General features: G+C 64.3%; 18 protein-coding genes and 1 rRNA gene. 4 read left to right on the plus strand and 15 right to left on the minus strand.

The window, feature by feature from the left end; all coding sequences use genetic code 11:
- Positions 1-134 precede the first annotated feature (134 nt).
- Positions 135-374, plus strand: coding sequence for a hypothetical protein (locus tag AR540_RS15240; RefSeq protein ID WP_059230059.1), 240 nt, complete (start codon positions 135-137; stop codon positions 372-374).
- Between the two features lie 67 nt (positions 375-441).
- Complete coding sequence (locus AR540_RS15245; RefSeq protein ID WP_059230060.1) at positions 442-1635, plus strand: class I SAM-dependent rRNA methyltransferase; 1194 nt, start codon at positions 442-444, stop codon at positions 1633-1635.
- A gap of 364 nt (positions 1636-1999) precedes the next feature.
- Here the strand turns inward: AR540_RS15245 and AR540_RS15250 are convergent, their stop codons facing one another.
- The 9 genes from AR540_RS15250 to AR540_RS15290 all read right to left on the minus strand — a co-directional run bounded on the left by AR540_RS15250 (position 2000) and on the right by AR540_RS15290 (position 9169).
- Positions 2000-2401, minus strand: a complete 402-nt coding sequence (locus tag AR540_RS15250; protein WP_059230061.1) for a Rho termination factor N-terminal domain-containing protein — start codon at positions 2399-2401, stop codon at positions 2000-2002.
- A 156-nt stretch (positions 2402-2557) separates the two neighbouring features.
- Positions 2558-2779 carry a YgdI/YgdR family lipoprotein gene (locus AR540_RS15255; RefSeq protein WP_059230062.1) on the minus strand — a complete coding sequence of 74 codons (222 nt, stop codon included), beginning with the start codon at positions 2777-2779 and terminating at the stop codon, positions 2558-2560.
- Entirely contained in the window at positions 2776-3012 is a 237-nt protein-coding gene (locus AR540_RS15260; RefSeq protein ID WP_059230063.1) for a hypothetical protein, read from the minus strand. Before AR540_RS15260 ends, AR540_RS15255 begins: the two co-directional genes overlap by 4 nt.
- 131 nt (positions 3013-3143) lie before the next feature.
- Positions 3144-5192 carry an AsmA family protein gene (locus AR540_RS15265; protein ID WP_059230064.1) on the minus strand — a complete coding sequence of 683 codons (2049 nt, stop codon included), beginning with the start codon at positions 5190-5192 and terminating at the stop codon, positions 3144-3146.
- A gap of 56 nt (positions 5193-5248) precedes the next feature.
- Positions 5249-6382: an MFS transporter gene (locus AR540_RS15270; protein WP_059230065.1), complete on the minus strand. Its 1134-nt coding sequence runs from the start codon at positions 6380-6382 to the stop codon at positions 5249-5251.
- Positions 6383-6403: 21 nt separating this feature from the next.
- Positions 6404-7180 carry a DeoR/GlpR family DNA-binding transcription regulator gene (locus AR540_RS15275; protein WP_059230066.1) on the minus strand — a complete coding sequence of 259 codons (777 nt, stop codon included), beginning with the start codon at positions 7178-7180 and terminating at the stop codon, positions 6404-6406.
- A 56-nt stretch (positions 7181-7236) separates the two neighbouring features.
- A complete protein-coding gene (locus tag AR540_RS15280; RefSeq protein WP_059230067.1) occupies positions 7237-8127 on the minus strand; it encodes an EamA family transporter in 891 nt (296 codons plus the stop codon).
- Between the two features lie 140 nt (positions 8128-8267).
- Positions 8268-8654 (minus strand): DUF3140 domain-containing protein, encoded by a 387-nt coding sequence (locus AR540_RS15285; RefSeq protein ID WP_059230068.1) that lies wholly within the window; start codon positions 8652-8654, stop codon positions 8268-8270.
- On the minus strand, positions 8651-9169 hold the full coding sequence (locus tag AR540_RS15290) for a hypothetical protein (protein ID WP_059230069.1): 519 nt from the start codon (positions 9167-9169) through the stop codon (positions 8651-8653). Before AR540_RS15290 ends, AR540_RS15285 begins: the two co-directional genes overlap by 4 nt.
- Positions 9170-9310: 141 nt before the next feature.
- Here AR540_RS15290 and AR540_RS15295 point away from each other — a divergent pair, with 141 nt between their 5' ends.
- Positions 9311-10246 carry an alpha/beta hydrolase gene (locus AR540_RS15295; protein WP_059230070.1) on the plus strand — a complete coding sequence of 312 codons (936 nt, stop codon included), beginning with the start codon at positions 9311-9313 and terminating at the stop codon, positions 10244-10246.
- Between the two features lie 120 nt (positions 10247-10366).
- Positions 10367-10831, plus strand: coding sequence for a hypothetical protein (locus tag AR540_RS15300; protein WP_059230071.1), 465 nt, complete (start codon positions 10367-10369; stop codon positions 10829-10831).
- 40 nt (positions 10832-10871) lie between these two features.
- Here AR540_RS15300 and AR540_RS15305 read toward each other — a convergent pair whose 3' ends face one another.
- The 6 genes from AR540_RS15305 to rrf form a co-directional block, all read right to left on the minus strand.
- Positions 10872-12161, minus strand: coding sequence for an MFS transporter (locus tag AR540_RS15305; RefSeq protein WP_059230072.1), 1290 nt, complete (start codon positions 12159-12161; stop codon positions 10872-10874).
- Positions 12162-12259: 98 nt separating this feature from the next.
- Positions 12260-12718, minus strand: a complete 459-nt coding sequence (locus AR540_RS15310; protein ID WP_059230073.1) for a DUF3301 domain-containing protein — start codon at positions 12716-12718, stop codon at positions 12260-12262.
- Between the two features lie 31 nt (positions 12719-12749).
- A complete protein-coding gene (locus tag AR540_RS25650; RefSeq protein WP_160328349.1) occupies positions 12750-12926 on the minus strand; it encodes a hypothetical protein in 177 nt (58 codons plus the stop codon).
- Positions 12923-13675 carry a type III pantothenate kinase gene (locus tag AR540_RS15315; protein ID WP_059230074.1) on the minus strand — a complete coding sequence of 251 codons (753 nt, stop codon included), beginning with the start codon at positions 13673-13675 and terminating at the stop codon, positions 12923-12925. Before AR540_RS15315 ends, AR540_RS25650 begins: the two co-directional genes overlap by 4 nt.
- Complete coding sequence (gene birA / locus AR540_RS15320; protein ID WP_059230075.1) at positions 13665-14612, minus strand: bifunctional biotin--[acetyl-CoA-carboxylase] ligase/biotin operon repressor BirA; 948 nt, start codon at positions 14610-14612, stop codon at positions 13665-13667. Before birA ends, AR540_RS15315 begins: the two co-directional genes overlap by 11 nt.
- 84 nt (positions 14613-14696) lie before the next feature.
- Positions 14697-14812: ribosomal RNA gene (rrf, locus tag AR540_RS15325) — 5S ribosomal RNA — on the minus strand.
- Between the last annotated feature and the right edge of the window lie 5 nt (positions 14813-14817).

Consider the following 14817-nt stretch of genomic DNA (forward strand, 5'->3'; position numbering starts at 1 on the left):
CTAGGTGGGGGTGGCGACCCAGGGCGTTTTTCAACGCCGTTTGGCGACGCGCAGCAGATCGTGGGCAGGTTCTGACGCAACCGCTGCCGCCCGGCGGAGTCCATCGCTTATCCCCCCGCTATCGAGGCACCACCATGCACACCCTGCACCGCTACCAGATCCGCTATCGCCTCAATGGCGAGCCACTCACCCACGAGCTGGAGAGCTTCGAGCCGGTCACCGAGGAAGAAGCCGTACTGCAACTGCTGATCAAGCATGTCGAGGAGCCTCAGGTGGTAGTCGACGCCCCCTGGGAGCGCCATGCGCAACCCAGCATCGCCCGCCGGGCCCAGGAGGCCGGCCTGAGCGACATCGAGGTCAGCCAGCGGGACTGACGGCCGGCCCAGGCAGGTGGCTTTGCGCTATAATTCCGCGCTTTTGCCCCCTTCGTTGGAGTGATTCATGACCCTGCCTCGCCTGCGCCTCAAAGCCAATGCCGACCGCCGTCTGCGCGCCGGGCACCTCTGGGTGTACAGCAACGAGGTGGACGTGGTCGCCACGCCACTGACCGCTTTCGAACCGGGCGACCAGGCCATCCTGGAAACCACCAGCGGCAAGCCGCTGGGCCTGGTCGCCCTGTCCCCCAATAACCTGATCTGCGCCCGCCTGTTCTCCCGCGATACCGGCTACCTGTTGGACAAGTCCCTGCTGGTGCACCGCTTCAAGGTCGCCCTGAGCCTGCGCGAGCGCCTGTTCGGCAGCCACTGCTATCGCCTGGTCTACGGCGATGCGGATTTCCTGCCGGGCCTGGTGGTGGATCGCTTCAACGACATCCTGGTGGTACAGATCGCCTCCGCCACCATGGAGCGCCAGCGCGACGCCATCCTCGCCGCCCTGCTGCAGGTGTTCAAGCCTCAGGGCGTACTATGGAAGAACGATGGCAGCGCCCGTGCGGCCGAAGGCCTCTCCAGCTACGTGGAGGTGGCCTACGGCGAGGTCCCCGACTGGGTGGCGCTGGAAGAGAACGGCGTGCGCTTCGAGGCCCCGGTGCGCGAAGGCCAGAAGACCGGCTGGTTCTATGACCATCGCCTGAACCGCGCGCGCCTGGCGCCCTATGTCGAAGGCAAGCGGGTACTCGACCTGTTCAGCTACATCGGCGGCTGGGGCGTGCAGGCCGCGGCCTTCGGCGCCAGCGAGGTTATGTGCGTGGACGCCTCGGGCTTCGCTCTGGACGGCGTGGAGCGCAATGCCACCCTCAATGGCCTGGCGGAAAAGCTGGTCTGTGTCGAGGGCGACGTCTTCGAAGCGCTCAAGGAACTCAAGGCCGGCGAAGAAAAGTTCGACGTCATCGTCGCCGACCCGCCAGCCTTCATCAAGAAGCGTAAGGACCTGAAGAATGGCGAGGCCGCCTACCGCCGCCTCAACGAACAGGCCATGCGGCTGTTGAACAAGGACGGCATCCTGGTCAGCGCCTCCTGCTCCATGCACCTGCCCGAGGACGACCTGCAGAACATCCTGCTCGGCAGCGCCCGTCATCTGGATCGCAACCTGCAGATCCTCGAACGCGGTGCCCAGGGCCCGGATCATCCGGTACACCCGGCCATCCCGGAGACCCGCTACATCAAGAGCCTCACCTGCCGTCTGCTGCCCAGCTAGGACGCCAGGCCAAGCAACAGCCGATCGCGGCCATGGGCCGCTCCTACTGTGGCACTCGTGTCTGTAGGAGCGGCCCATGGCCGCGATAAGACATTGCTCCTACGGCCATGCTCTGACTGTAGGAGCGGTCGCATCGGCGGACCGCCATGGCCGCGATAGCAGATCTAAAGCCGGATCCAAGCGTCCCCCCGTTAGCACAGCCCCAACCTGATCCATCACCAAGCACTTTTCTATCGCCCCAAGCACGGCGGTCAAGGCCATATCCTCATGCCCGCCAGCTAAAAAAACGCCGCGTTTCCCTGAAGAAAACGCGGCCTTGTTTGGCTTCCGGCCTGGTATGGGTCTTTTTGTGCGCGTCGGGATATCAGCTCAAGGCACGGATCAACTCGGCCTTCTTCATCCGCGAGCGCCCTCGTACGTTCTGTTCGGCGGCCTTCTTCACCAGTTCGTCGCGGGTCAGCTCGCTGAGCGAGGTGCTGCCGCTGCGTGAACGGCGGGACGCGGCACGACCGCCGTTGGGCGACTGGCCCTGCTTGGTTGCCACCGCCCGCCGGGCGGAGTCCTTGCGGTCCGCGCGCTTGGCCGTGCCGCTCTTGCTCTTGCCGGAACCGCCCTTTTCGCCACCGCCGGACTGCTTGTTCACCGTCGCCCAGGCACGTGCCTCGGCTTCGTTCTTGGAGAGGCCTTTCTTCTCGTAGCTCTCCTCGATGTGCTCGGCCTTGCGTTCCTGTTTGTCGCTGTACTTGGACTTGTCGCCGCGGGGCATGGCAATCTCCTAGGAAGGACTTGTTTGAAAAGCCGCCGAGCGAAGGTCAGGCAAGGCGAAAATCAGCGAGGAAGCGGAGTTTACAAGTGGTAAATGAGCATTCCGAGCTGATTTTCAACACCGCATGACCGAGCGCAGGCACTCTTCGGAAAAGGCCTAGTCTTCGGCCTTGATGGTGGCCACATCGGCCGCTTTCACTCGCACATGGCGACCCGCCACGTCGGTGAATTCATAGAAGCCATCGGCCGTCTTGGTGTGGGGCTTGTCCTGGGTGATGTACTGGGTGCCATCCTGCAGGGTCACCACCGTTTCGGTAGAGCAGGCAGCCAGGGCCATGATCGCCAGGACCATTAGCCCTCCCTTGATCACGCGGCTCATGGCGCCTCCGGGGAGACGCGATGGATGGACACGTCATGCAGCGCCACCAATGCCTGACCGGACTCGATGTCGGCCAGTTGGAAGCGCTCGTCGTTGATCGCATCCAGGTGCCGACAGGCCAACTCTCGGACCACGTCGGTGATGGGCACGTCCAGACTGCTGATACGGTCGGTATAGCTTTCGCCCAGCAACTTGTAGTGGATTTCGTATTGGCTATCGGTGTCGTCACGCATGAGGAGTCTCCGCGAAAAGGCTGCCCGACTCGGGTTATTTCTATAGAGCCTGGGCAGCCAGAGCGGTTCTTTCCTTCCCCCCAGATGCCGCCGAACGGTCATCTGTCAAGTCCCTTCGCAGCTGCTCTAACTCAGCGCCCTGCCCGCATCTGTTGCAGCAGGGCACTGCACTGGGCGCCCTGTTCGTTGCTGGGCGCCACCAGCGCCAGCAACCCGGCCGCCGGTGCAGCGAAGGTGGCCAACAGCGCGGCCGCCGCGCCCCGCGCCGCCAGCGGTAGCGCCTTCACCCCCGGCGAGGGATTCTTCAGGGTGCCCCGGACATAGAGCGGCGAACGCAGCGAGAAGATGCGCAAGCCCTTGCTGTGGGGATCGACGGTGAGATCCAGCCGCTCCGTCGCCAGGTTGGCGGTGCCGGTGATGTTGATCAGGGCGTTCTCGGTATCGAGCACGAATACCCGGGGCGTCACCAGGCCCTTCTTGAAGTCGAGATCGGCCACCGCGCAATTGATCTCCACCTCATCGTCACCGAACAGCCGATCGACCAGGTAGTTGCCGACGTTGAGTCCCGCCAGCTCCATCAGACTGCGACTGATGCGGCCGTCGTTCATCAACAGCTTGAGTTCACCGTCACTGGTGCCGAGCAGCGCCGCGACCGAATTGCCGGTACCGCTCAGGGTGGCATCGCCATTGAGTTCGCCCATGCTGCGCTTCATGGTCTCCACGGTAGGGAAGAGTTGGTTCAGCTTGACGCGCCGTACATGCAGGTCGACCCGGCCCGGCATGGGCGTCTTGTTACCCTCCAGGCGCACCGTGGTGTTCAGATCGCCACCCGCCACGCCGAAGCGTAGGGGATCGAGCAGGAGCACCCCGTCGGTCAGGCGCACATGGGTGTTGAGGTCGGTGATGGGCAGTTGCGCGTTCTGCACGATGCGCTTGCCGGTGAAGCGCACGTCCGCATCCATGGCCCGCCAGCGGTCGGTGCGAAATTCCGAGACCGGCAGTGCCCTGTCCGCCGGCTGCTTGCTGGTCTCGCCCTTGGCCGCCTGCTGTTCCTGGGTATCGGCGCCGATCAGCGGAGCCAGGTCCTCGAACAGCAGCTGATCGGAACGCAGGGTACCGCTGAGCTTGGGTCGCGGCTGGCCGCCGGTGAAGAGGACGTCGCCATGCAGATCGCTCTTGCCCACCCGACCGTTGAAGTCCTCGTAGCTGAAACGGGCACCGGCCGGATCGTTGAGCTTGACCGTGAGATGGCCGTCGGTGGCATAGGGCGCCGTCTCCGGCAGGGTGACCCCGGTGAGCGGATAGAGCTGCGCCAGGCTCTTGCCTTCCAGCACCAGGTGCAGGTCCAGGGCGCCCAGGCGCCGTGGATCGGTCAGGGTGCCGAACAGCTGTACACGGGTCTGCCCGGCCCGGGCATCGAGCTGGATGGGAAAGGGCGTGTCGGCGTCCTGCAAGGCCAGCAGGCCGCCGATCTGGCCACGCCCGCTCACCGGCACCTGCTTGTAGTTGCCCTCCACCGCCACGGCGAATTGGAAGGCCTGGGTCTGCTTGACGTTGGCCCGCTGGCGCGAGGTGCCCTGCTTGCCCACCAGGTCGGCATAGGCGATGGGGGCGTCCAGGGAGGTGATCCGTGCCCGCAGACGGGTCGCGGTCTGGGCATCGTCGAAGCTCACCTGGCCGGCATCGAAGCCGATGGTGCCGATGTCCACCGTCCAGGCCGAGGGCTCGGCGTCAGGGTCTTTTTCGGCGCTCTCGAAGGTCCAGCTGTTGCGGCCATCGGCCAGGCGCTGGGCGTTGACCACTGGCCCGCGGAGGTCGATACGCGGGATGTACACCTGCTTGGCTAACAGGGCCAGCGGCGAGACCCGTAGCCGTACCTGGTCGAGGTGGACGAAGGTCTTGTCCTTGGCCCAGTCGGGGTTACCGAGGTTCAGGTCCTCGGCGGCGATATGCGGCCAGGGAATCCAGGCATGCCAGCCGCCCTGGTCCGGTTCGCGCTGCCAGACCACACCCAGGTTGCCCTGGATGGCGAAGGGCCGATGCAGCGCGCTGGACACCTGCTCGTTGATCCTGGGCTTGAGGCGATTCCAGTCGAAGGTGGCCAGCACTACCAGCACCAGCACGAACAGCAGCAGGATGATTCCCAGCAGCCAGGCGAGGATCTTGCGTGGGCGCGTCATGGCCGCCTCCTTATCGTTCCGTTCCTCCTTGGGTCTGCGCAGCGCAGCGGGGTTCCCTACGCCTTGCGCTGACGCAATGCCAGCCCCGCCACCGCTACCCCGATCAGGGTCAGCAGCAGCAGGCTGCCGCGCAGCCCCACCTGCCCCGCCACGGCGCCGATCAGCGGTGGCCCGAGCAGAAAGCCGAGATAGCCGGCGGTGGCGGTCATGGCGATGCCGGCGGCCGGTGTCTCGGCCACCTGGCCGGCCGCGCTGAAGGCCGCGGGCACCACGTTGGACAGGCCCAGGCCGACCAGGGCGAATCCGAGGATCGCCGTCCAGGGCGCCGGCAGGATCACCGCCAGTGCCAGCCCGAGGGTCGCCAGCAGCGCACCGCCGAAGATCACCTGGGGGCCGCCGAAGCGCGCGCGGATGCCATCGCCGAACAGCCGGCCGATGAGCATGGTCAGCGAAAAGGCCGCATAACCAAGCGTGGCGACCACTGGCGTCGCTCCACCTACCTGGTCAAGGTAGACGGCGCTCCAGTCGGTCATGGCCCCTTCCAGCATCAGGCAGCCCAGAGCGATCAGCCCCAACGCCAGTACCCGCCGGTCCGGCAGGCGCAGGGCATGGCTGACAGGGCTGCGGTCACCCTCGTCCAGCGCCAGGGCCGCGGGCAAAGCCAGCAGCAGCGCTACCCCGCCGGCAGCCAACAGCACCACCAGGGCCGAGGCACCCAGGTGCAGCGCCCAGGCGCCGAGCCCGGCACCGATGAAGCCACCGAGGCTGAAGGCCGCGTGGAAGGACGACATCAGCGGACGCTCCCAGCGGCTTTCCACATCGCTGGCATGGGCGTTCATGGACACGTCGATCAGGCCATTGCAGGCCCCCAGCAGCAGGGCACAGGGCAGCAACCAGCCAAGCGAAGGCGCCACGCCGGGCCAGGCCAGCACCAGGATGAAGGCGAGGATGCTGTAGCGCGTGAGACTGCCGGTACCGCCCGAACGCGGTACCAGTACCCCGGCGAAAGGCATGGTCAGCATGGCGCCCAGCGCCACGGCCAGCAGTACCAGACTGAGCTGGCCATCGCTCAACGCCAGATCGCGCTTGAGTTCGGGAATGGCGGCCGCCCAGCCACCGATCCCGCAGCCGTTGGCGAGAAAGACGGTGAAGGTGGCCCAGCGTTGACGACGCAGGATGGCAGAGGTCATGGTAATCCTAGGAAAACGGGGCTAGCGGGAGGCCTGATGGACCTGCAGACCGGCGTCGCGATAGGGCTGCAGGCGCATCGCCTCGAGCTCGGGCTCCACCACCAGGTGATTCACCCGCGGCAACTCCAACACGTGATAGAAGGCCACGCTGTCGAGCTTCTCGGCGGTCACCGCGACGACCACCGCGCTGCTCTGCTCGGCCACGGCGGCCTTGAATTCGGCCTCTTCCAGGTCGAACCCAGTCACCCCGGTCTCTACCGCCAAGGCACAGGTGCCGAGGAAAGCCAGATCTGCACGCACACCGCGCACATCGCGCATGGCCCTGGCACCCAGGCAGGCGCCCGACTCCGGTGCGGCCAGGCCGCCGATCATCAGCACGCGGATGCCCTGGCGCTGCAGCAGCGCCGCGGCGATCACCGGTGCATTGGTGGCCACGGTCAGGTCGAGATCTGTGGGCAACGCCTGGGCGATGGCCAGATTGGTCGAGCCGGCGTCCAGTAACAGCAATTGCCCCCGTTGCACCAGCTTGGCCGCGGCCCGCCCCAATGTCTGCTTGGCCGCCTCGTCCTGACCGATACGCGCCGGCAGCGGCTCCGGCGGCGTCAGCAGCGAGAGCGCCCCGCCGTACACCCGGCGGCACAAGCCCTGGCGGGCCAATTCGCGCAGATCGCGGCGCACGCTGTCTTCGGAAATGCCCCAGGTCGCGGCCAGTTCGGCCGACAGGACCCGGCCCTGTTCGCGCAACAAGGCAAGGATCGCGGCCTGGCGTTCTTCGGGGAGATGAAGGGCTGCATTCATGCTGATACTCCAGGAGGATCAGCACATCATGCACAATCATTTAAGATCGTGCAATATCATGCACTGGATGAGGCCTTGCTCCGAGCATCCAGCCAGCGGCCGCCAAAGACATTGATCAGCAGCCCGAGCATGACCGCCACGCCGCCCACTTCCTGCTGAGTGGTCATCTGCTCACCCAGCAGCACGGCGGCCGAACTCAGCCCCACCACCGGCACCAGCAGGGAAAAGGGCGCCACCTGGCCGGCCGGATAACGCGACAGCAGCCGGCTCCAGATGCCATAGCCGAGCAGCGTCGCGATGAAGGCAAGATAGACGATGGCGAAGATGGAATTACCCGACAGCGACGACAACGCCGCCGCCATCCGCTCCGGTCCCTCGAGCAGCCAGGACAGGATGAAGAAGGGAAGGGGCGGAATCAGGCTACCCCAGACCACCAGGCCGAGCATGTCTACCTTGCCGATCTTCTTGGTGACGATGTTGCCCAGCCCCCACATGGCCGCCGCCGCCAGGGTCAGCAGAAAACCGGCCAGGGTCATGGTCACCCCATGCTCGGTGCCGATCAGCAGCAAGCCCAGCGCCGCCACCAGCAGCCCGACCAGGCTCGCCCGGCGCACCTTCTCACCGAGGAAGGTGGCCGCGAACGCCAAGGTGAAGAAGGCCTGGGCCTGCAAAACCAGCGAGGCCAGGCCCGCCGGCATCCCTACGTACATGGCCGAAAACAGGAAGGCGAACTGGCCCAGGGAAATGGTCAGGCCGTAGGCCAGCAGCAATCGCCAGGACACCTGGGGGCGCCGCACGAAGAGGATGGCCGGAAAGGCCGCCAGGCAGAATCTCAGGGCTCCCAGCAGCATGGGCGGCACGCCATGCAGGCCGAGCTTGATGACCACGAAGTTCACCCCCCAGGCCAGGATGACGACCAGTGCCAGCAACAGATCCCGGGGTGCCATGCACGACTCCTTCGTTTTCAGATAGATAGGCGGCTACCCTACTCCTTTGTGTCCGCGCTGCGGCGTCACAGTTGCCCACAAATTCGGCCAGTCACTCTCTGCAAAAGAAAAACCGCAGCCTGGGCTGCGGTTCGTCGGGATCAGGCGCTGCGCTTGTCACGCAAGGGATCGTGGCCCCAGTTCATCAGCGACTTGCGCCAACGTGAGTCTTCGATGTCGCCCTCCGGACGCTGCTTGAGATGGCGATGCACATAGCCGATGACCTTGCGCATGGCCTGGTAGTCGTCATCCTCCAGCTCTGCCTGGCGCTTGCCCTTGAGCTCCAGGATACGCTCGCCCATGGCATGACCGACCGCCTTGCCATCGTTGGCCGCAGTGACCTTCTTGCCACCTTTGGTCATGCCTACGCCCTTGCTGGTGTCACCGCTGAGCCATTTGCGCAACTGGCTCGGGGTCATGTTGACCACCTGCTTGAATTCGCTGCGAACCTCTTTCTTCTCGTCGTCGGAAGCCTTCTTGGTGCTCATTTTTCACCTGCCTTTTGCAACGCCTTGACCAGTTCGTCCTTCTTCATGCGTGACCGGCCGCGAACGTCACGCCGCGCGGCGCGCTTCATCAATTCGTCCTTGGTCAGGTCGGCCAGCCCACCCTCGCGCGCTACCGCCGTCTTGTGGGCGATGTCGGCGGGCTGCTTGGAATGCTGTTTGCCACGGCGTGTGTCCCGGCGCTTCTTGCTGGTGGTGCGCTGGTACTCTTCCTTGCTCAGGGAGTCGCGAGCCTTTTCCGGCAGATAGCGTTCGCCGGTCTCCTCGGACCGCTTGCCAGACTCGGTACCCCACTTTTCGTCGGTCCACTGCTGCAGGTGGTTGTCCTTGCCCTTGCCACCCTGGTATTCACCACCGCGCTTCTGGTACTCCTGGGCCGCCAGTTGCGCCTTGCGCGCCGACCACTGACCGGGCTTGCCGCCCTTGTCGCCCTCGGTAATCTCTTTCTTCACCTTTTCCCAGAGTTCGGGATCGCTCTTCTTGGCCGTGGCACTCATGGCTGCACCTCAAGTGGGGGATCATTGCAGTCGCTGTCACTAGGATGACTGTCCAAGCGAAACGGGGGTTCGCGCCAGGCGACGAACGCTCCTGTACCAGGCGCCTTGGCGTCCTCAACCTTGCTCCGCTCCGGTAACGCCATGTCACTCGCCACCCTGCTCCGCCGTCGCTGGATTCCCCTGCTCTTCGTCGCCCTGCTGGTGGGCGTCGGCGTGCCCTATGGCTGCTCGGAACTGGCCTATCGCGAGCGTCAATGGGTATTCAGCATCGAACCGGGCAACGCCAGCTGGTTCTCCGGCGTGCCAGAGGGCGTCCGCCAGCTCAACCTTCCAGTCAGCACCGCACTCAAGGGGACCGAGTACATCCACGCCTGGTGGTGGCCGGCACGGCGTCCCGATGCGCCCACGGTCCTCTACCTGCACGGCACGCGCTGGAATCTCACCGCCCAGGTCAGGCGCATCGCCACCCTGCGCCAGCTCGGCTATTCGGTGCTGGCCATCGACTACCGCGGCTTCGGCGAGAGCCCCGGCGACGTCCCCTCCGAACGCAGCGTCTACGAAGACGCCCGTATCGCCTGGAAACACCTGCAGCAGTTGCAGCCCGATGCCCGCAAGAGATACATCTATGGCCACTCCCTTGGCGGCGCGATCGCCGTGGACCTGGCCTGGCGCATCGCCCGCGATGACGACCCGGACGGCGACTATCCCGCTGCCGCCGGCCTGATCATCGAATCCACCTTCACCACCCTCGCCGACGCCGCCTCGGCCGTGGTCAATACCCGCTTTCCGCTGCGCTGGCTGATGTCGGAAAAATTCGACTCCTTGGACAAGATTCCCGACATCCGCATCCCGGTGCTCATCGTCCACGGCAGCGACGACCGCTACGTCCCGCCCCGCTTCAGCGAGGCTCTCTACGCCGCTGCCCAGGCGCCCAAGCGCCTGTTGCTGGTCCCCGGTGGTACTCACTCCAACAGCATGGTGATAGGCACCCATGCCTACGCCGAGGCGCTGCGCAGCCTCTTCGGTGCCAGTCGGATTTCCTTGGAAGACCAGAGAGGATCATCGACGGGAGGCTAGGATATTTCCGAGAGCCATCGACAAGACTGATAGTCACTATCTCGCCAGTCTATTTTTTCCTGACCGTCCCCAGCCGGATACTGAACTCACTCCAGAACAGTTTCCCCCGAGGACACCACCATGAACCTGCGCATCGCTTTCGGTTTCGCCCTGACCGCCCTGGCCCTGAACACCTTCGCCCAGGACCCCGCCTTCGCCCAAAGCTCGGCCGCCCAGCTCGCCGAGGAATCCAGTCAGCGCCCCCTGAGCGAGTTGATCCAGCAACAGCAAGAGCGCCTGCAGGATCGCAAGATCGCCGAAGAGTCCAGCCAGCGCCCCCTAGGTCGACTGATCAATCAGCAGCAGCAACACCTACAGGATCGCAGGATCGCCGAAGAGTCCAGCCAGCGCCCCCTGGGACAGGTCATCAAGCAGCAGCAAGAGCGCCTGCAGGATCGCAAGGTCGCCGAGGAATCCAGCCAGCGTCCCCTAGGTCGGCTGATCAATCAGCAGCAGCAACACCTACAGGATCGCCGGATCGCCGAAAACGGTTCAGCGCGCACCCTGGACCCGGCCATCGCCGCAGCCCAACGCGCCCAGGCTTGATCCGCCGCCACTGCCCTGCCCGGCCTTGCGCCGGGCTCACTTATCCCGCCTGATCACCCCGTCCGATCGTGGCAGGGGCCTCCACCACCAGTTCCTGCGGCACCTCGTCGATGCGCGGATCTAGCGCTGCCGCCATGGGGCTCACCGTATCCGGCATCGCCACGTGATGCAGCGGTGCCTCGTTCAGCCGGTGCTCGCCACTGACGAAGCGCGGCTGCACGAAGAACACCAGAATCAGCGCATAGGCCGACGTCAGCACATAGAACATGCCGGGGCCGAAATGCTGCATGGCCGCACCCGCCAGCAAGGGGCCGATACAGGCACCTACCCCATAGGTGGTCAGCAGCATGGCCGACAGCTCCACCCGTCGTTCCGGCTCCACATGGTCGTTGGCGAAGGCCGTCGCCAGCGGATAGAGGGTGAACAGCAGCATCCCCGAAATGAAGCCCGCGGTCAGCAGCCAGGGATAAGACAGACTCACCAGCCCCCACAGCGGTACGGCCGCGATACACAGTAACACCGCATTGCCACGGATCAGCTTGCAGCGGTCGAAGCGATCCGACAGCCACCCCAGCGGCCACTGGGCGCAGAAGCCTGCCACGATACACAGACCCACATAGAAGCTGGCCTGAGCCGTATCCAGGCCACTGCGACTGGCGAATACCGGTGCCAGGCCATAGAAACCACCCACCAATAGTCCCGCGGTGAAGATGGTCACCAGCGACTGCGGCACTCGCCGCCAGAAGAAACGGATTTCCAGGGGCGCCGCCACCAGCTTGGCCGGGTGCACCCGACGCGTCATCGCCAGGGGGATCAGGCAGGAGGCGAAGCAGATGGCCACCAGCAGTAGCGGCTTGTAGTCCAGTTGCGGATGCCAGGCCAACAAGGCCTGGCCGATCACCAGTCCCAGGTCCACTGCCACCATGTAGCCAGCGAACACCTTGCCGCGCTGGTGATTCTCCGCCTGCTCGTTCAGCCAGCTCTCGATCACCATGTACTGGTTCATCATCACCACGCCCATGACGAATCTCAGCGCGATCCAGATACCGAGATCATCCACCAGCGCATGAATCAGTACCGTCACCGTCGCGGCCCCGGCGCAGGCCACATAGGAGCGGATATGACCGACGCTGGCGATCAGCCGGTGGCCGAACTTGCCTCCGCAGACCAACCCGAAGTAATAGGCGGCCATCAGGGCGCCGGTCCAGATATCCCCCGCTCCCTGCTCGGTGAGCCTGAGGCCGATATAGGTGGTGAACAGGCCGGATCCGGCCAACATCAACAGCGTTGCGAAATACAGGGCAGGAAAGGTAACCAGAGGACTGAACATCGAACTCACATCGAAGAATGCGAAAAGCCAACATTGACCGGCAGCAGCCAGTCGTCGGGACTACTCGAAAGGAAGGGGTTGAGGGATGACGCCCAGCGCTACTCCGGCTCCTGGAGCCTATCGGCCTCGGCGCGTTGCCGCTGCCGCCACTGATCCAGATAGACCACTTGGCCATGCTCCGGCTTTGCCTGGTACACGGGCGCCGAAGCCACCACCGAATCCGCGGCCGGCCGTTCGACTTCAGGTACCACGAAAGGTGCGAACTCCACCTTGGCCAGGGTCTTGCCGAACAGCGCCAGGGACGCGTTCAGGCGCTCCTCCCCGGTCACGGTGAATTCGAAGGCGAACAGCCGCGCGAGTCGCTTGCGCCCCTGGGCGTCCGCCAGCCAGCGGAAGCGCGAAAAGGCCACGGCGCCGTCCAGCAGCGTCACCTTGCGGCGCCGACACTCCTGCTCTGCAAGCCACAACGCTCGCTCGCGAATGCCGTGGCCATGCCAGAACCACAGACCGATGCCGACCGCACCCAGCAACAGGCAGAGATTACCTAGCGTCAGCATCTTCGCTCCTCATCGAAAGGTACCGCCGTCACTAACGCCGCGCCGCGTCACCGGATCCCGTCTCGTTCAACAGGCGAATGTTCTCACGCTCACCTTTGTACAGCGCCAGAGGGGCGATTTCCTTACCCAGCAAAGGCACCTGCTGTTGGTGCCATATGTAGTAGAAAACGTTCAGAACCACCAATAGCAGAAACAACCAACGCATCATTCGTTCTCGAGCGGACACGCCAAAGCCAATCCAGCAAACACCATATCGGGCACGATTCGCGCGCCTGGAACGACATGCTTGACCAGTTCCGCGTCACCGCCAGTCAGAAAGATCTCGCAACCTTCGGCGAACATCTCCTGCGCCAGCTCGTACTGGGTGCGGACGAAGCCCTTGAGCATGTACAGACAACCCCGTTCCACGGCCTCGATGGTCGTGCGTCCCGGCGCCTCGTAGCGTTCACCACTGGCCCAATGTGGATCGTAGCGGATACGACGGGTGTGGGTCTGCAGTTCCCGACGCATCAACGGAATCCCCGGACAGATGAAACCTCCCTGGTGTTCGCCCTGGGCATCCACCAGGTCGGCGGTGACCGCCGTCCCCAGGTCCAGCACCACGCACGCCTTGCCCTGGGCCAACTGCACGGCAGCCAGGATCACCAGCCAACGATCCATGCCCAGGCGCTGGTGATCCCGATAGCCGTTGCGCACCCCGTTCCAGCTTTCCACGGGCAGCGCCTGATGACAGGCGACGCCGAAGGTCGCCGTCAGTCGCTCCTTGAGCTGCTGGGTCTCTTCATCGCTACGGACACTGACCAGTCGACAGGCGACGAACCTTGGCATTGCCGACTCGGACAGAGCGGCGACCAGGGCCTCGTCGCTATCGACGATACCGGTGCGGACGACATCGGCATGGGGATCGAGCAGCCGCCATTTAATCAGACTATTGCCGCAATCAAGCTCAAGAATCATGGTCGAGGCTCAAACTCAATTCACCACCGTTGAATGCCTGCGTCCGACCGTCTACACGCATGAGAATGGACCCATCTTCGGCAACTCCTTCCACTGTGCCCTGGATGCAGCGAGCCCCCGAAGACAGGGTAACCGCTCGACCTTGCCAGCCATGATAACGCTCCCACTCGTCCCGCAGGACGGTGAATCCCGACTGCCGATGAATTTGCCAGAGGCTATCGATCTCCCGGAGCAGCAGACCGGCCACCGCATTGCGATCCTGCAGCGCGCCCAGGGCTTCGGCCATGGAGATCCAGGGCTGATCGATATTGTCAGCCAAACGCATGTTCACATTGATACCGATCCCAATGATCGCCTGGCAGGTATCGTGCGGGTCCCCGGATAACTCGATGAGGATGCCGGCCAACTTTCGACCACGAACCAGCACGTCATTGGGCCATTTCAACCGGGCATCCTCGACACCCAGGCGCTGCAGGGTTCGAATGACCGCCAGGCCCATGGTCAGACTCAGCGCCTGCAGCTTCTGAATGCCGCCCTGGCTGGACACCACCGCGGTGAGATAGAGATTCTTGCCATAGGGACTGACCCAAGCCCTGCCACGACGGCCGCGACCGGCCTGCTGATGCTCGGCGAGCAGGACGAACGGCGGCTGCTCCTGCCGCTGCAGCCGGCGTTGCGCCTCCGCATTGGTGGAGTCTATGGAGGACAGCACCGTCACCGGCCAGCCACCCTCTTGGGCGATCAACTCGCCATCGAGCAGGAACAGGGGCTCCTCGAGACGATAACCGCGCCCCGGGACCTTGAAGACCTCGATGCCCAGGTCTTCACCGAGCATTTTCAGGCGCTTCCAGATGGCACTTCGGGAAACACCCAGCGCCTCACCCAGCTCGACGCCGGAATGAAATTTCCCATCACTCAGCAGTTTCAGCAACGGCATGCTCGAACTCCCGTTCGACTTTCTTCCGCCCCAAAGACAACACCCCCGCCAGAGTGAACTGAGCGGGGGTGCTGGGTATTAGGCGCTTGACGATGACCTACTCTCACATGGGGAAACCCCACACTACCATCGGCGATGCATCGTTTCACTTCTGAGTTCGGGAAGGGATCAGGTGGTTCCAATGCTCTATGTTCGTCAAGCAATT

Origin of the sequence: Pseudomonas sp. EpS/L25 (assembly GCF_001512295.1) — a bacterium.
Taxonomy (GTDB): domain Bacteria; phylum Pseudomonadota; class Gammaproteobacteria; order Pseudomonadales; family Pseudomonadaceae; genus Chryseomonas.